We start from the raw sequence: 15,832 nt of genomic DNA on the forward strand, positions 1-15,832 counted from the left end.
GAGCCAAAGTCGGATTTCCCCCCTTGCGAGGGGAAACCTCAGACTTTGACTCGGGCGCTAACTGCCGCCGGTACAGATATTACTTGATCGAAGCGGTTGCGCCGGCTTCTACCAGTTTCTTCTGTGCTGCTTCAGCGTCAGCTTTCGACACTGCTTCTTTCACAGTTTTTGGTGCGCCATCGACCAGGTCTTTAGCTTCTTTCAAGCCCAGGCCGGTGATTTCGCGAACTGCTTTAATAACGCCAACTTTGTTTGCGCCGAAGGTGTCAAGGATGACGTTGAATTCGGTTTGTTCTTCAGCAGCTGCTGCTGGGCCTGCTGCAGGACCGGCCGAAGCCATTGCTGCTGCGGACACGCCGAATTTTTCTTCGAATGCTTTAACCAGGTCGTTCAGGTCCATTACGGACATGGCGCTAACTGCTTCCAGGATATCGTCTTTGCTAATTGCCATTTTGAAACTCCTAAATTTATTACGTTAGTTACATCAGATTGGTACTGAGAGAAAAAAGCGCGCGCAATTAAGCGGCTGCTGGGGCTTCTTCTGCTGCTGCTTCTGCAGGAGCTTCGGCGCCTTCGCCTTTTTTCGCTGCCAGGGCAGCCAGACCACGTGCAAAGCCCGAAACCGGAGCCAGCATAACGCCCAACAACTGCGAAATGAGGACTTCACGGCTAGGAATGCTCGCCAACGCGGTGACAGCAGCTGTATCCAGCGGCTTGCCTGCGTAGTTACCTGCTTTGATGACCAGTTTGTCGTTGGTTTTAGCGAAGTCAGCGATGACTTTAGCTGCTGCAACGGCATCGGCCGAGATCGAGTAGATCAACGGGCCGGTCATGGCATCTGCCAGGCTGGCGAATGCGGTACCTTCAACGGAGCGACGAGCCAGAGTGTTTTTCAACACACGCAGGTACACGCCTTGGGCACGCGCTTTAGCACGCAGTTGCGTCAAGTGACCAACCTGGATGCCACGATATTCGGCCACGACGATCGTTTGCGCATTTGCTACTTGTGCGGAAACTTCGGCGACGACGGCCTTTTTGTCATTCAGATTGAGACTCACGGTCAACCTCCTTAAATGATGTTCGGCAATCACAACCGAGTGGTTGAGCGCCTTGCATCGGTTCGAACACGGCGTCCGAAGTCAAGAAGTACTAAACTGAGCGGATGGATTCACGCAGCATGAGGACTACAAAACTTGTTCGGGTACACCATCTGCGTTGGGCACTTGCCGTTGCCGGCAAGCCTATTAACCTTCTGCATGTGCGATCACAGTCGGCCCAACGGTCTTTGATTGTCTGCCTGCCTGGTGCGAACACCGGGCAGACAGCCCAAAGATGCGCCCGCAGCGCCCGAAGGCGCTACAGGACTTGATTCTGTTACTTAAGCTGCCAGGCTAGCCTGATCAACACGGACGCCAGCGCCCATGGTCGACGACAGCGAAACTTTGCGCAGGTACACGCCTTTGCTCGATGCTGGCTTGGCTTTGTTCAGTGCGTCGATCAGTGCGACCAGATTCGACTTCAGATCTGCGTCAGCGAACGATTTACGGCCGATGGTAGCGTGGATGATACCGGATTTGTCGGTACGGTACTGAACTTGACCGGCTTTCGCGTTTTTCACGGCGGTAGCGACGTCAGGAGTAACAGTGCCAACTTTCGGGTTAGGCATCATGCCGCGTGGGCCCAGGATCTGACCCAGGGTACCAACGATACGCATGGTATCTGGCGAAGCGATAACGATGTCGAAAGGCATGTCGCCGGCTTTGATCTGCTCAGCCAGGTCTTCCATACCAACGATGTCGGCGCCAGCTGCTTTGGCCGCTTCCGCTTTTTCGCCCGACGCGAATACAGCCACGCGTACGGTTTTGCCGGTACCAGCTGGCAGCACGACGGAGCCGCGCACCACTTGGTCGGATTTCTTAGGATCAACACCCAGTTGTACCGATACGTCGATCGATTCATTGAACTTGGCCGTTGCGCACTCTTTGATCAGAGCGACAGCGTTGTCGAAAGCGTACACTTTGGTACGGTCGACTTTGGCTTTCAAAGCCTTGATACGTTTGGATAACTTAGCCATTATACAACACCTTCCACCGTGATACCAATCGAACGAGCGGAACCAGCGATGGTGCGTACAGCAGCATCCATGTCGGCAGCGGTCAGATCAGGGGTTTTCAATTTAGCGATTTCTTCAGCTTGTGCGCGGGTCAGCGTACCGACTTTGTCGGTATGTGGCTTCGGCGAACCTTTGGTGATCGCAGCAGCTTTTTTGATCAGGTAGGTTGCTGGAGGCGTCTTCATCACGAAGGTGAAGGACTTGTCAGCGAACGCGGTGATCACGACTGGAATCGGCATGCCTGGCTCCAGACCTTGGGTCTGTGCATTGAAGGCCTTGCAGAATTCCATGATGTTCAGACCACGTTGACCCAGAGCTGGACCGATTGGTGGGGATGGGTTTGCTTTACCAGCTGGCACTTGCAGCTTGATAAAACCAATGATTTTCTTTGCCATGATGGCTCCTATCTTGGATTGAGTAGTAGCGCCCCGCCGATCCTACCCTGGCGGGGCTCCTCTGACCGGATTTTGCTGAGACTGCCGCAACGCTCCTGGTGGCGTTTGATAATACTTAAACTTTTTCGACCTGGCCGAATTCGAGCTCTACCGGAGTAGCGCGGCCGAAGATGGTGACCGAGACGCGCACTTTGGATTTCTCGTAGTTGACTTCTTCGACATTGCCGTTGAAGTCGGTGAACGGACCATCCTTGATGCGGACTTGCTCGCCCACTTCGTACAAGGTTTTTGGACGGGGCTTTTCAACACCTTCCTGCATCTGCTTCATGATGCCGTCGATTTCGCGCGCGGAGATCGGCGTCGGCTTGTTCGACTTGCCACCAATGAAACCGGTAACCTTGCTGGTGTTCTTGACCAAGTGCCAGCTCTCGTCCGTCATTTCCATTTCAACCAGCACATAGCCAGGATAGAAACGACGTTCGGTGACGGACTTCACACCATTCTTGACTTCGACAACTTCTTCGATCGGCACCAGGATCTGGCCGAACTGGTCTTGCATGCCCGCGCGCTCGATGCGCTCGGTCAGTGCGCGCATGACGCTTTTTTCCATGCCGGAATAAGCATGCACGACATACCAGCGCTTGCTGCTGACTGGCACGCTCAGCGCTGCACCAGCGTCCGCTACCGGAGCGTCGCCCGGAACGGACTCGTCCGCCGCTTCATCATGCACATTTTCGCTCATTATTTTTTCCAACCCAGAATTACGTCATACAACAAAAACTCGAGCAATTTATCCGTGCCCCACAGAAAAATCGCCATGACCAGCACAAAGGCAAACACGATCGCAGTAATCTGCGTGGCTTCTTTGCGGGTAGGCCAAACGACTTTCTTGGTTTCGCGCACAGCTTCTTTGGCGAAATTGAGAAATTCACGGCCGGTCGTCGAGATATACAAGAGCGCAACAGCAATAACCAAACCAGCCACAAGCGCGCTTGCACGCACCAGAGCTGGTTGGCCTGCCAGGTAATAAAACCCGACTACTCCTGCAATCGCAGCCACTATTGCCAGCGCGACTTTTATCTTGTCACTCGACGTGCTAACGGTTTGCACGGATTGATTTGACATTTTTCTACTTTCGGTGCCCTGCACCTTGACGGTGGCAGGGACGGAGGGCATCGAACCCCCAACCTTCGGTTTTGGAGACCGACGCTCTGCCAATTGAGCTACGTCCCTACGTAAAACTTTCGAGGAGTGCTATTCTACCACCCAGGACGCCCCGGGTGGAAGCATAACATTTCCTTATGCGAGGATTTTTGCAACCACGCCGGCGCCGACGGTACGGCCGCCTTCACGGATAGCGAAGCGCAGACCTTCTTCCATCGCGATCGGGTTGATCAGCTTGACGGTGATCGACACGTTATCGCCTGGCATGACCATTTCTTTGTCTGCTGGCAACTCGATCGAACCGGTTACGTCCGTCGTGCGGAAGTAGAACTGTGGACGATAGTTGTTGAAGAATGGCGTATGACGGCCGCCTTCGTCTTTCGACAGAACATAGATCTCGCCGGTGAAGTGTGCATGCGGCTTGATCGAGCCGGGCTTGGCCAGAACTTGACCACGTTGCACGTCTTCACGCTTGGTGCCGCGCAGCAGCAGACCAACGTTGTCGCCTGCTTGACCTTGGTCCAGCAGTTTGCGGAACATTTCCACGCCGGTGCAAGTCGTTTTGACGGTATCGGTGATACCAACGATTTCGATCTCTTCGCCGACTTTAACAATGCCGCGCTCGATACGACCGGTCACAACGGTACCGCGACCCGAGATCGAGAACACGTCTTCCACTGGCATCAGGAAAGCACCGTCAACAGCGCGCTCTGGCGTTGGGATGTAAGCATCCAGCGCATCGGCCAGACGCAGAACCGCGTCAACGCCCATTTCGCCTTCTTTGCCTTCCAGCGCCATACGTGCCGAACCTTTGATGATAGGCAGGTCGTCGCCTGGGAATTCGTACTTCGACAACAGCTCGCGCACTTCCATTTCAACCAGTTCCAGCAGCTCTGCGTCGTCGACCAGGTCGCACTTGTTCAGGAACACGATGATGTATGGAACGCCAACTTGGCGGGCCAGCAGGATGTGTTCGCGGGTCTGTGGCATTGGGCCGTCAGCTGCGGAGCACACCAGGATCGCGCCGTCCATCTGGGCAGCACCGGTAATCATGTTTTTGATGTAATCGGCGTGGCCTGGGCAGTCAACGTGCGCGTAGTGACGCGTTTCCGTTTCGTACTCGACGTGAGCGGTGTTAATCGTGATACCGCGCGCTTTTTCTTCTGGTGCTGCATCGATCTGGTCGTATGCTTTAGCTTCGCCGCCGAATTTCTTCGACAGAACCGTTGCGATTGCAGCGGTCAGCGTGGTTTTACCGTGGTCGACGTGGCCGATGGTGCCGACGTTGACGTGCGGCTTGGTCCGTTCGAATTTACCTTTTGCCATTTTGAACTCCTAATGATTTGATTAGATTGCTCAGGCACACGCCCGACGGTCTGGTTTGAATTGCTTCTGTGCTGCCTGCTGCGAATTCTGGTGCCCTTGACGTGGATCGAACACGTGGCCTCTCCCTTACCAAGGGAGTGCTCTACCACTGAGCTACAAGGGCTGTAATTTGTTGCATGCGATGCATCAAGCATCTGAACGGAAACTGGAGCGGGTGAAGGGAATCGAACCCTCGTCGTAAGCTTGGAAGGCTTCTGCTCTACCATTGAGCTACACCCGCGAGGTATCGTTCACTCTATCTTCACTTGCTTTTTGCTACTACCCAGTTTTCCTTGCAAAAACTTGGTGGAGGGGGCTGGATTCGAACCAGCGTACTCATAGAGAACAGATTTACAGTCTGTCGCCTTTAACCACTCGGCCACCCCTCCGCGGGAACCGCAGAGTATGAAGCATCTACTCACAACTGTCAACCTTATTTACTGATGCCTCACTGCTGCATTTGCGTATAAAGAAGAAGTTGGCTGCTTCGGGGCGTGATTATAAGCTCCCGATTTGAGAATGTGCAAGGGTTGGCGCGAAAAAGTCTTCTTTTTTTGGATTTTTTTTATCCTCCCTGTCCGTAAGCCGCATTTTTCCGTCATTCTCCCCGCATTTTCCCCTTTACCGGGCATCAGGCGGATGCATCCAGGAGTTGCCCAAAGGCTTATATTTGCGCAACAACTGCTGATGCAAGCCCGACAGCACGGGCAATTTGGGGTTGCGCGGATCCAGGCGGCGCACGCCGGCGATAAACGTCAGCGCCTGCTGTCCCATGCGTTCATCCCAGCCTTCGTGCTCCAGGCATTTCAGCACGGCCACGGCCGCATTGAAGACCACTTGCGGATTGTCGGGCAGGCGCGTGACGGCTTCGCCCATCAGGTCGACGGCGCCGCGGAAATCGCCCTCTCCCGCCCTGGCTGCGCCTGCCGCCACCATGTCGGCCACTTCCTGGCGGCTTTGCCGCGCCAGCGCCTTGGCCAGCTCTTCGCGTCCCGCCTGTTCAAACACGGCCATGGCGCGCGTCATGGCGGCGCTGTCGGGTGCGTTGCGCATGACTTCGCGCATCACCTCGGCCGCGCCATCTTCGCGCCCATGCGCCAGGCAATGGCGCGCCAGTTCCGTTTTCAGCATGTTCGAGCCGCCCACGCTGTGGCGGTTGGCAGTCAGCGCCGCGTCCAGCGATTGCTGCAGGCGTTCCTCATTGCCCGTATGCGCATACAGCATGGCGCTGCACAGGGCGCTGCACAGTTCCGCATTCTTTTGCCCGCCCATCGATTTGTCGAGGTCGCGGATCACGGCGCCCGCCTGCAGCGGGTCGCCCTTGCGCACCAGAGTCTGCACCAGGCGCACATGGTCTTCCGGGTCGCGGAATTCCGAATACTTGGCCTTGCTGACCACCAATTTGAGGGATTTTTCCGCCATCTCGATATCGTCGGCCGCCAAAGCCGCCTCGCCCAAGCGGCGCAAGCGGCGCACGGCGTGCGGCGACAGGGCCACCGCTACACTCAGGGCCTCCTGCGCCAGTTCCGGCTTGCCCTGCGCCAAATGCGTGCGCGCCAGCCAGTCATACGCGTCGAGAAAACGCTTGTTGTTTTCCAGCAGCCCTTCCAGCGTGCCCTGCGCCGCTTCGTATTCCCCCAGCAGGAACTGCGTCTTGGCCTGCCCCAGGCGCGCCCAGCCGATGGACTTGGCTTGGTACAGGCCCGCGTAGATCGGTTCGGCGTCGGCCGCCTCGCCCAGCAGCAAATGCAATTCCGCGCGCAGGCGCAGGAAATCGGTGGCATAACGGGGATACAGGCTGGCGCCCTCGGCGCAGGCGGCAATCGCCGCGCGCTCATTGCCCACGTCGATCAATTCATATACGGGCACGAAGGCATTGCGCTTGTCCAGCGCGCGGCCGATGCGCTCGAGCATGTTGTCAGCGGTAAAAGGCTTGAGGATGTAATCAGTGGGCAGCAGTTCGACGGCGCTGACCACCTTGGCGAAGCTGCCTTCGCCCGTGACCATGAAGAACATGGTCGAGGCATGCATCAATTTGTGGTGGCGCAAGTCTTCCAGCATCTGCTGGCCATCCTGCCCGCCGTCGAGATCGTATTCGCACAGGATCAGATCATACGATTTGCTGCCCAGCATGCGGATCGCCTGGCCGGAACTGGCCGCGTCATCGATCTTCGCCAGGCCGCACAGGTTGAGCATATTGTGCAGGCTGGCGCGCATGCCCGGATGCGGCTCGATGATCAGCGCGCTGAGGCCCTTGAGTTCTTTCATGTCGTGATGTCCGAAAACTCCGCGGCGCGCCACACTGGTGCGTGGCGCCAGCCAGCATGAGGCTGCCGAGTATATGACGGCGCCGCGCGCAAGGGAATGGCGGCGTGCCGAAAAATGCCAACGAAGTCGCGGCTCAAGCGCTGGCGTGCTCCGGATGCCACAGTTGCGGCTCGTGGTCGATCAGCTCCAGCAGCGCCGTCACCACTTCCGGATCGAACTGGCTGCCGCTGCGCTGCTCGATGTATTCGCGCACCTGCGGATACGGCCACGGTTCCTTGTACGGCCGCTCGTGCAGCAAGGCGTCAAAAACATCGACCACGGCAACGATGCGCGCGGCCACGGGAATGTCGCGCCCTTTCAGGCCGTTCGGATAACCGGCGCCGTCGAAATGTTCGTGGTGGCCGCCGGCGATCTGCGCGCCATATGTCAGGTAGCTGACGCCGTCGACCATGTTGGCGGCCCGTTCCAATATGCTGCGACCGACACCGGCGTGCAGCTGCATCTGCGCCCGTTCCTCATCCGTATGCTTGCCCGGCTTGAGCAGTACGGCGTCCGGCGTGGCCACCTTGCCCACGTCGTGCAGGATGCTGGCCAGGCCGATCATGTCGAGCAGCTGCGGGCTGAGCTCGTCGGCGTACACGCCGCGCTGCTGCATGCGCCGGGCGATGGCGTCGGACAACAGCTGCACGCGCCGCACGTGGCCGCCCGTGTCGCTGTCGCGGAACTCGGCCAGGTCGGCCAGCGCCACCACGGTCGCCTCCTGCGCCTTACGCAGCTGGCCGAACATGTACAGGTTGTCGAAGGCGGCGGCGATGCGCTGGCAAAACACTTCCAGCAGATCGCGCTGGATCTGCGCCAGCGGCCACGGCGGCGTGACGGAGATGGCCAGCTCGCGGTTGCCTTCCGTGTGAATGAACAGCACATTGGCCGGATGCTCGAACTGGCTGCGCTTTTCCGCGAACGCCTTGGCGATGGTGGGCGTGAGGGCATGGTCGGCCGGCAAGGCTTCCGCTTCGGCCAGCACGGCATACGTACCCGTGGCTGCGACCACCTCGGGCCGCCCGGCGCCGCCCTGCATCAGGCACAGCACGCCGTCGGCGCCCACGTCGAGGATGGCGCTGACCTGGTTCAGCACGCCGGAAGCGAATTCGCGCAGGGAATGGATCTGGTACAGATTCGTGGCGCCGGCGAGGATCTTGCCCAGGCCGATGCGGCTGCGTTCGAGCATCATCAGGCTCTCGTAGGCGCGCAGGGCCGAAATGACGGTGGTAAACAGCTTTTGCGTCGTCAGCTCCGTCTTGGCCTTGTAATCGTTGATGTCGTATTCGATGATGACGCGCTGCTCGGGCGCCTGGCCCGGCTGGCCCGTGCGCAGCACGACGCGCACGATGGAGTTGTTCAGGTCGGCGCGGATGCGCTTGGCGAGGATCAGGCCGGCGTCATCCGTTTCCATCACCACATCGAGCAGCACCAGCGCGATATCGGGCGTGTCACGCAGGATCTCGTACCCTTCACGGCCGCTGTAGGCGGAAAACAGTTCCAGTTCACGCCCCTTGAAACTGACATTGCGCAGCGCCAGCCGCGTGACCGCATGCACATCGACGTCGTCATCGACGATCAGGACACGCCACAGGCGCTGGTCGGGCGCGGCCAGCCCGGCAGGACTGGCCACCGGCTCATCTTCGTCGAGCAGCCAGTTATCATCTGCATCGGCTTTGAGGTCGGTCATGAATACTCCTAATGGATAAGTTCGATGTGGACGCTGCGTTGACGCCTATCAAGCATAATCAGATTAGATGCTGCTTACAACAGGATTCTGCGTACCGCCTTCGCTGGCGGACGGCGACGAGGCCGAGGCGCCGCTGCGCGTGGCGCCGCCGCAATTGTCCTGGCCTGGCCCGACGGCCTGGTAGCGCACTTCATACTTGCCCGCGCTGAGCTGCTCCACCAGCAGCTTGTCGTACGCGAGAATGTACAGGTAGCGCACGTTCGAGCGCCGCTCCGTGTCATACAGCTTGACGAACACGGGCGCGGCATTGCCGCTGTTGTCGATGCTCACGGCCAGTTCATCCCCCTTGTTACCGATCGGGAATCCATCGACATAGCCGGAATGGGCCGGCCAGGGTTCGCCATTCGGCGCCACCAGCGATGGGGACTCGGCTTTGCCGGCCCCATCACAGGCGGGCGGGACGCCTTTCAGGCTCAGCTGGGACACGGCCAGCACGCGGATCTCGGGCGTCTTCGCTTGCGGGGGTTCGGGCGCATATGGCTTGCCCACGGCCCAGCTATCGACGGCCACGGCCTCGCCTTTCGATGACGACGACGCGGCACTGGCCGCAGACGTGGCTGTTTCCGCATGGGGCTGGGCGCCATCGCGGGCCAGGCCGCTCCAGGCCGACGCCAGCGCGGCAGGCACGGGTTGCGACGTATCGAGCATCAGCAAGGCGCCCAGCCAGCCCAGCAGCAGGCAGACTAGCAAACTCAGCCACCAGCGCCAGTTGCGCCAGACGGGTTGCAAGCCGCGCCGCGCCTTGCCCTTCGGCGGCGGCACATCCTGCGCCCACGTGTGTTCATGCTGCTGGGCATGGCCTTTCGCGCGGCCATCGCGGCTCTTGCCTTCTTCCTGGTGGGTGCTTTCCAGCCATTCGATTTCCCACTCCTCGGCGGCGATCCACTCGTCGTGTTCCTTGCGGCGCTGGGGATCGGACAAGGTGCCATAGGCGCTGTTGAGGATCGCCATGATGCGGGCGGCCTTTTCGTCGCCGGGATTCTTGTCCGGGTGGTATTTCTGGCTGAGGGCTTTGTACGCGGCACGTATGACTTCCTGCGGCGCCAGGCGCGCCACCTTCAGGTTGTCATAGTGTGTGTGTATCTTTCCCATCGTTCTATCTTGAAATCGGTGCGCGGCGACGGGTTCTTGCAGGATGGAACCGTGCTGTGTCGGTCATCATATACGATATGACAAGATAATAACCACCGGCGGACAGGAAATTGCAGGGCGGCACTGCCCTGCCTTGATATTGCGGGCGCTTACAGGCGGTGGCTGCGGTCGCTGGACAACAGCGCTTCCGGCAACGCCACCTGGTGCCCCACCACCAGCACCTTGAACAATTCCCCCATCTCGGCCGGCGACACCAGCTTTTGCACGGCGCTGGCTTGCGGCAAATAAGTCTTGACCTGTTGCGGATCGGTGCGCAGCAGCAAGTCGCCGAGGCCCGCGCCCAGCAGGAAGGACGCCTGGTTCATATAGGCGAGCACGTCGAGGCCGGCATCCTGCGCCGCCACCGCCATGGCCGTAAAGTCGATGTGGGCCGTGATGTCCTGCAAACCGGGCAGATAAAACGGTTCCGCGTGGGCATGATGGCGGTAATGGCACATCAAGGTGCCCGTGGCGCGCAAGTCCAGGTAATACTCGTGCGCAGGAAAACCGTAATCGAACAGCACGGCCGCGCCGCCCTTGCCATTGGTCAGCATGCGCGCCAGCGAGCGCATGAAGCCGCAGGCCACGCCATGGATCTCGCTGACATAGCCCACCGGCAAAGCATCGGCGTCCGGCACCTGGGCGGCGATCTGCGCGGCCACGTCATCGCCGGCAAGCCGTTCGACAAACACGAACTGGCCGTCGGCAATGCTGACGTCGAGTTCACACCAGCCGGCAGGCGTCTTGCTGATCAGGTTGACGGGCATGGCGTCGAGCACTTCATTGCCGAACACGGCGCCTTCGAAACTGTCGGGAAAACCGTCGAGCCACACCACTTGCGGGAAGCCAGCCAGCGCCAGCTCCTGGCGCGCGCGCAATTCGCCGGACAATTCGACGATCGCATACTGTTCAATGGCGATGCCGGCCTGCGCCGCTTCCGTCAGGATATCGCAGGCCAGCTTGCCCGTGCCGGCGCCGAATTCGAGGATGCGGGGGGCCGTTTGCGCCATAATAGCGGCTGCCACATGGGCCAGGGTGGCGCCGAACAGGGGCGAAATCTCCGGCGCGGTTGTAAAATCGCCATCTTTGCCCAGCTTGGCGGCGCCGCCGCTGTAATAGCCGAGGTCAGGCGCATACAGCGCCAGCTCCATGAAGCGGACAAAGGGAATGGCGCCGTCATTGCGCGCGATTTCGGCGGCAATCTGGTGCTGCAAGGCATGGGACGCGGCCAGCGCGTCGCTATCGGGTGCGGGAAGAGACATTCCCGCATTGTAGCGAATCGGCGGCGCATGCCGCCAGTGTGGCGTCCACCGAATATCTCAACCATAGCAAAGACATGACAGAAGCAACGACAACGCCATTCGACAGCACTCCCCGCGTCGCCCTCGTCACGGGCGCCGCGCGCCGGCTCGGCCGCGCCATCGCCCTGGGCCTGGCGCGCGACGGCTGGGATATCGCAGTCCACTACCGCGACTCGCGCGAGGAAGCGCTCAGTCTGGTGGCGGAAATCACGGCGCTGGGCCGCCGCGCGCACGCGTTCCCCTGCGACCTGGCGCAGGAAGACGCCGTGCGCCAGCTGTTGCCGCAGGCGCAGGCGGCGCTGGGGCCCGTTACTTGCGTGGTCAACAACGCATCGTTGTTTGCATACGACAATGCCGGCGATTTTTCCTTCACCGCGCTCGACGCCCACATGCACGCCAACCTGGCCGCCCCCATCCTGCTGGCGCAAGCGCTGTACCAGGCCACCCCGGCAGGCGGACAAGCCGTGGTCATCAACTTGCTGGACCAAAAACTGTACAATCTCAATCCTGATTTTTTGTCGTACACCCTGTCCAAGGCGGCGCTGTTGTCGGCGACCACCATGCTGGCCCAGGCGCTGGCGCCGAAAGTGCGCGTGGTGGGCATCGCCCCCGGCATCACCATGGTTTCCGGCGAGCAGACGCAAGCGAACTTTGCCAAGGCGCATGAAAACACGCCGCTGGGACGCTCCAGCACGCCAGAAGATGTGGCCGACAGCGTCTGTTACGTGGCCGGCGCGCGCGCGCTGACGGGCACGACCCTGCTGGTCGATGGCGGCCAGCATTTGATCGGCTTGCCACGCGACGTCATGTTTTTGACCAAATAATCAGCAGCCCTAGCAAACAACCAGCATTCCAGCATTCCCTAAAAGGTAAAACCTATGTCGTCCGCCCTGTTCCACCCTCGCCTGGCCGATTGCCGCCGCCTGTTCCTGCGCAATTACGAAGTCCTCATCAACATCGGCGTCTACGACTTCGAGAAAAAGGGCGAGCAGCGCGTCCTCATCAACGTCGACCTGTACATTCCCCTGGCCCTGTCGACGCCGAAGGATGACCAGCTGGAAGAAGTGGTCGACTACGACTTCATGCGCGAAACCATCGCCAGGCGCATGGCGCAAGGCCACGTGCAGCTGCAGGAAAGCCTGGTCGACGACGTGCTCGCCGCCATGCTGGCGCACCCGCGCGTGCGCGCCGCGCGCGTGTCGTCGATGAAACCGGACGTGTATCCCGACTGCGAAGGCGTGGGCGTGGAAGTATTCAAGATCAAGGATGAAGCATGAGCAATATGAACGACACCGCAGTCATGGAAACGACGACCACGGCCGTGGAATTCCCGGCCAACGTGGAAGCGCAGAAACTGGCGCGCAAGAAGGCGGAAAAGATCGCCCTGGAAAACAACAAGCTGCACAAGCGCCTGTGCCGCCTGGTGGGCCAGGCCATCGGCGACTTCAACATGATCGAAGACGGCGACAAGGTGATGGTGTGCCTGTCGGGCGGCAAGGATAGCTATGCGCTGCTGGACATTTTGATGACCTTGCGCGAACGCGCACCGATTCATTTTGACATCGTCGCCGTCAACCTGGACCAGAAGCAGCCGAACTTCCCGCCGGAAATCCTGCCCGCCTACCTGACGGAACTGGGCGTGGCCTTCCACATCGAAAACCAGGATACCTACAGCATCGTCAAGCGGTTGATCCCGGAAGGCAAGACGACGTGTTCACTGTGCTCGCGCCTGCGCCGCGGCATTTTGTACCGCGTGGCCGACGAGCTGGGCGCCAACAAGATCGCCCTGGGCCACCACCGTGATGATATTTTGGAAACATTCTTCCTGAATATGTTCTTCGGCGGCAAACTGAAAGGCATGCCGGCCAAGCTGCAATCGGACGACGGCAAGCACATCGTCATCCGTCCGATGGCGTATGTGAAGGAAGAAGACACGCAGCGCTATGCGGAAGTCAAGGGCTTCCCCATCATTCCATGCGACCTGTGCGGTTCGCAGGAAAACCTGCAGCGCAAGCAGATCAAGGGCCTGATGCGCGAATGGGACAAAAAATTCCCCGGCCGCGTGGAAAGCATCTTCTCGGCCCTGTCGAACGTGGCGCCATCGCATTTGATGGACCCGAAACTGTTCGGTTTCAAGGATTTGAAAGCGGACGGCGTGGCCAGCCCCATGGGCGACATCGCCTTTGACGAAGAGCCATGCTCGACGCCGACGACGTTTGGCACGATTCCGCTGCAAACGCTGTAAGCCGCTGTTCCAAGCTCGTGTTGTTTCGCCGCCACCGCCCAGGTGGCGGCATCCCTCCTCTTTCCCCCTGCGTCCATTTGATGTACCGTAGTCAGCTCTGCCGATACGCGATGTGTCACGCGCGCATTCCTGCCCGGCGGTCAGCACGCATTCTTCCGACAACCTCACTGGAATGAACCATGACGCCATCCGCGCTCAAGCGCCCCTTGCTGTTCTCCCTGCTGGCCCTCGGCCTCGCCACCGCCTCTGCCGCTCCCGCTCCCACCGACCGCCAGGCCGACCGCTGGGATCTGACGGCGCTGTACGCCAGCGACGCCGCCTTCGACGCCGACGCGAAAAAGCTGTCGGCCCAGCTGCAGCAACTGGGCGCCTGCAAGGGGCAGTTGAAAACCTCGCCCGCCCGCCTGAAAAGCTGCCTGGACCTGGTCGCCGAGGCGCGCAAGCGCGTCAACACGCTCAGCACGTATGCGGCGCAGTATTACGACCAGGACACGGGCGACAGCAAGGGCAACCAGCTGAACCAGCGCGCCGCCCTGCTGGGCAACGACTTCAGCCAGGCGACGACCTTTTTGCAGCCGGAGATCCTTGCCCTGGGCAGCAAGCGCATCGACGCCATGCTGTCGAAGGACAAGGGCTTGCAGCTGTACCGTTTTCAATTGAGCAACATGCTGCGCAGCGCGCCGCATACGCTGGACGCGGCCGGCGAGCAGCTGGTGGCGCAGTTCGGCCTGGCAACAAGCTCGGCCGCCAGCGTCTACCGCACCCTGGCCAATGCGGAAATCGCGTGGCCCACCGTCACACTGTCGGACGGCACGCAGGTGCGCCTCGACCAGGCGGCCTATACCAAGTACCGCGACGACGACAATCGCGGGGACCGCAAGCTGGTGTTCGACGCCTTCTTCGGCAAGTGGAAAGAGTATGAACGCACGTTCGGCGAAACCCTGTACGGCCAGTTGAAGACGGACGCCGCCTACGCGAAAGTGCGCCGCTATGCCGACTCGCAAAGCGCGGCGCTCGACGCCGACAACTTGCCGCCGGCCGTCTACCAGACCCTGATCGCGCAAACCAACGCCAACCTGCCCACCCTGCACCGCTACTTCAAGCTGCGCGCGCGCATGCTGGGCGTCAAGGACCTCGCGTATTACGACATCTATGCGCCGCTGCTGAAAAGCGACCGCACGTTCCCGCTGGCCGAAGGCAAGCAGATGATGCTGGCCTCGGTCGCACCGCTGGGCCCTGACTACGTCAAGGCACTGAGTGCCGCCGTGGACGCGCGCTGGATGGATGTGTACCCGCGCCCGCGCAAGGTGGCGGGCGCCTACATGAATGGCGACGCGTACGACGTGCACCCGTTCGTGCTGCTGAACTACACGGACAACTACGAAGCCGTCAGCACCCTGACCCACGAATGGGGCCACGCCATGCACTCGGTGCTGGCCAACAAGGCGCAGCCATCGATCTATGCGCCATACAGCATCTTTGTCGCGGAAATCGCCTCGACGACGAACGAGGCACTGCTGCTCGACGCGCGCCTGAAGCAGGCCAGGGATGACGACGAGCGCCTGCTGTACCTGGGCGCGGCGCTGGAAAACCTGCGCGGCACCTACTTCCGCCAAGCCATGTTCGCCGAATTCGAGGCGGCCATCCACGGCAAGGTGGATAAGGGAGAATCGCTGACAGGCGAAGAGATCACGGCCATCTATGCCGGCATCCTCAAGCGCTACCATGGCGAAGCGCAAGGTGCCATGACCATCGATCCCGCCTACGCGCTGGAATGGGCCTACGTGCCGCATTTTTATCACGGCTACTATGTGTTCCAGTACGCCACCTCGATCGCGGCAGCGCAGGATTTCGCGCAGCGCATCCTCGACAAGGAACCAGGCGCGCTGGCCGCCTACCTGAAGATGCTCAGCTCCGGCGGTTCCGCGTATCCGTATGAGCTGGTGAAGGCGGCCGGCGTCGACCTGGCCTCGCCGAAACCATACCAGGCACTGGCGGCGCGCATGAATGGGATCATGGACCAGATCGAGGCGATTGAAAGCCGCCGGGGGAAGTAACCCC

15 protein-coding genes and 4 tRNA genes are annotated in these 15,832 nt (G+C 60.3%); 4 read left to right on the forward strand and 15 right to left on the reverse strand.

The features are described from left to right. Positions 1-79: 79 nt before the first annotated feature. The 15 genes from rplL to ACPJXG_RS26735 all read right to left on the reverse strand — a co-directional run bounded on the left by rplL (position 80) and on the right by ACPJXG_RS26735 (position 11,487). Positions 80-451, reverse strand: coding sequence for a 50S ribosomal protein L7/L12 (gene rplL, locus ACPJXG_RS26665; protein ID WP_034753136.1), 372 nt, complete (start codon positions 449-451; stop codon positions 80-82). A 67-nt stretch (positions 452-518) separates the two neighbouring features. Further along, complete coding sequence (gene rplJ / locus ACPJXG_RS26670; RefSeq protein WP_034753621.1) at positions 519-1,058, reverse strand: 50S ribosomal protein L10; 540 nt, start codon at positions 1,056-1,058, stop codon at positions 519-521. Between the two features lie 320 nt (positions 1,059-1,378). Then, the gene (gene rplA / locus ACPJXG_RS26675) at positions 1,379-2,074 is read right to left on the reverse strand and encodes a 50S ribosomal protein L1 (RefSeq protein WP_034753134.1); all 696 of its coding nucleotides are present in this window, start codon (positions 2,072-2,074) and stop codon (positions 1,379-1,381) included. Next, positions 2,074-2,508 carry a 50S ribosomal protein L11 gene (gene rplK / locus ACPJXG_RS26680; protein ID WP_034753131.1) on the reverse strand — a complete coding sequence of 145 codons (435 nt, stop codon included), beginning with the start codon at positions 2,506-2,508 and terminating at the stop codon, positions 2,074-2,076. Before rplK ends, rplA begins: the two co-directional genes overlap by 1 nt. Positions 2,509-2,623: 115 nt before the next feature. Next, positions 2,624-3,250 carry a transcription termination/antitermination protein NusG gene (gene nusG, locus ACPJXG_RS26685; protein WP_307779525.1) on the reverse strand — a complete coding sequence of 209 codons (627 nt, stop codon included), beginning with the start codon at positions 3,248-3,250 and terminating at the stop codon, positions 2,624-2,626. After that, a complete protein-coding gene (secE, locus tag ACPJXG_RS26690; protein WP_035823944.1) occupies positions 3,250-3,633 on the reverse strand; it encodes a preprotein translocase subunit SecE in 384 nt (127 codons plus the stop codon). The genes nusG and secE overlap by 1 nt, the downstream gene beginning before the upstream one ends. Before the next feature lie 32 nt (positions 3,634-3,665). Continuing rightward, positions 3,666-3,741, reverse strand: a tRNA-Trp gene (locus tag ACPJXG_RS26695). Positions 3,742-3,807: 66 nt separating this feature from the next. Continuing rightward, positions 3,808-4,998 (reverse strand): elongation factor Tu, encoded by a 1,191-nt coding sequence (gene tuf, locus ACPJXG_RS26700; RefSeq protein WP_034753125.1) that lies wholly within the window; start codon positions 4,996-4,998, stop codon positions 3,808-3,810. 88 nt (positions 4,999-5,086) lie between these two features. Beyond that, positions 5,087-5,161, reverse strand: a tRNA-Thr gene (locus ACPJXG_RS26705). Between the two features lie 43 nt (positions 5,162-5,204). Then, positions 5,205-5,278 (reverse strand) — tRNA-Gly (locus tag ACPJXG_RS26710). A 63-nt stretch (positions 5,279-5,341) separates the two neighbouring features. Further along, positions 5,342-5,426 (reverse strand) — tRNA-Tyr (locus tag ACPJXG_RS26715). Between the two features lie 232 nt (positions 5,427-5,658). Beyond that, positions 5,659-7,305: a response regulator gene (locus tag ACPJXG_RS26720; protein ID WP_425252806.1), complete on the reverse strand. Its 1,647-nt coding sequence runs from the start codon at positions 7,303-7,305 to the stop codon at positions 5,659-5,661. A 133-nt stretch (positions 7,306-7,438) separates the two neighbouring features. Beyond that, the gene (locus ACPJXG_RS26725; RefSeq protein WP_099401259.1) at positions 7,439-9,034 is read right to left on the reverse strand and encodes a DUF3369 domain-containing protein; all 1,596 of its coding nucleotides are present in this window, start codon (positions 9,032-9,034) and stop codon (positions 7,439-7,441) included. Between the two features lie 63 nt (positions 9,035-9,097). Then, the gene (locus ACPJXG_RS26730; RefSeq protein ID WP_425252807.1) at positions 9,098-10,186 is read right to left on the reverse strand and encodes a J domain-containing protein; all 1,089 of its coding nucleotides are present in this window, start codon (positions 10,184-10,186) and stop codon (positions 9,098-9,100) included. 149 nt (positions 10,187-10,335) lie between these two features. Beyond that, positions 10,336-11,487 (reverse strand): class I SAM-dependent methyltransferase, encoded by a 1,152-nt coding sequence (locus ACPJXG_RS26735; RefSeq protein ID WP_425252808.1) that lies wholly within the window; start codon positions 11,485-11,487, stop codon positions 10,336-10,338. A gap of 74 nt (positions 11,488-11,561) precedes the next feature. Between ACPJXG_RS26735 and ACPJXG_RS26740 the strand changes: the two genes are divergently transcribed. The 4 genes from ACPJXG_RS26740 to pepF all read left to right on the forward strand — a co-directional run bounded on the left by ACPJXG_RS26740 (position 11,562) and on the right by pepF (position 15,828). Further along, a complete protein-coding gene (locus ACPJXG_RS26740) occupies positions 11,562-12,350 on the forward strand; it encodes an SDR family oxidoreductase (protein WP_425252809.1) in 789 nt (262 codons plus the stop codon). Between the two features lie 54 nt (positions 12,351-12,404). Beyond that, positions 12,405-12,803, forward strand: a complete 399-nt coding sequence (locus ACPJXG_RS26745) for a dihydroneopterin aldolase (protein ID WP_035823929.1) — start codon at positions 12,405-12,407, stop codon at positions 12,801-12,803. Positions 12,804-12,808: 5 nt separating this feature from the next. Then, a complete protein-coding gene (ttcA, locus tag ACPJXG_RS26750; protein ID WP_035828533.1) occupies positions 12,809-13,771 on the forward strand; it encodes a tRNA 2-thiocytidine(32) synthetase TtcA in 963 nt (320 codons plus the stop codon). Positions 13,772-13,950: 179 nt separating this feature from the next. Beyond that, positions 13,951-15,828 (forward strand): oligoendopeptidase F, encoded by a 1,878-nt coding sequence (gene pepF / locus ACPJXG_RS26755; RefSeq protein ID WP_425252810.1) that lies wholly within the window; start codon positions 13,951-13,953, stop codon positions 15,826-15,828. The last annotated feature ends 4 nt before the right edge of the window (positions 15,829-15,832 follow it).

Origin of the sequence: Janthinobacterium sp. NFX145 (genome assembly GCF_049810325.1) — a bacterium.
In the GTDB taxonomy this organism is placed as follows: Bacteria; Pseudomonadota; Gammaproteobacteria; order Burkholderiales; family Burkholderiaceae_D; genus Janthinobacterium; species Janthinobacterium rivuli.

Coding starts and splice junctions, on each gene's coding strand:
- rplL (WP_034753136.1), bottom strand. CDS start 451: ATGGCAATTAGCAAAGACGATATCCTGGAAGCAGTTAGCGCCATGTCC.
- rplA (WP_034753134.1), bottom strand. CDS start 2,074: ATGGCTAAGTTATCCAAACGTATCAAGGCTTTGAAAGCCAAAGTCGAC.
- rplK (WP_034753131.1), bottom strand. CDS start 2,508: ATGGCAAAGAAAATCATTGGTTTTATCAAGCTGCAAGTGCCAGCTGGT.
- nusG (WP_307779525.1), bottom strand. CDS start 3,250: ATGAGCGAAAATGTGCATGATGAAGCGGCGGACGAGTCCGTTCCGGGC.
- secE (WP_035823944.1), bottom strand. CDS start 3,633: ATGTCAAATCAATCCGTGCAAACCGTTAGCACGTCGAGTGACAAGATA.
- tuf (WP_034753125.1), bottom strand. CDS start 4,998: ATGGCAAAAGGTAAATTCGAACGGACCAAGCCGCACGTCAACGTCGGC.
- ACPJXG_RS26720 (WP_425252806.1), bottom strand. CDS start 7,305: ATGAAAGAACTCAAGGGCCTCAGCGCGCTGATCATCGAGCCGCATCCG.
- ACPJXG_RS26725 (WP_099401259.1), bottom strand. CDS start 9,034: ATGACCGACCTCAAAGCCGATGCAGATGATAACTGGCTGCTCGACGAA.
- ACPJXG_RS26730 (WP_425252807.1), bottom strand. CDS start 10,186: ATGGGAAAGATACACACACACTATGACAACCTGAAGGTGGCGCGCCTG.
- ACPJXG_RS26735 (WP_425252808.1), bottom strand. CDS start 11,487: ATGTCTCTTCCCGCACCCGATAGCGACGCGCTGGCCGCGTCCCATGCC.
- ACPJXG_RS26740 (WP_425252809.1), top strand. CDS start 11,562: ATGACAGAAGCAACGACAACGCCATTCGACAGCACTCCCCGCGTCGCC.
- ACPJXG_RS26745 (WP_035823929.1), top strand. CDS start 12,405: ATGTCGTCCGCCCTGTTCCACCCTCGCCTGGCCGATTGCCGCCGCCTG.
- ttcA (WP_035828533.1), top strand. CDS start 12,809: ATGAACGACACCGCAGTCATGGAAACGACGACCACGGCCGTGGAATTC.
- pepF (WP_425252810.1), top strand. CDS start 13,951: ATGACGCCATCCGCGCTCAAGCGCCCCTTGCTGTTCTCCCTGCTGGCC.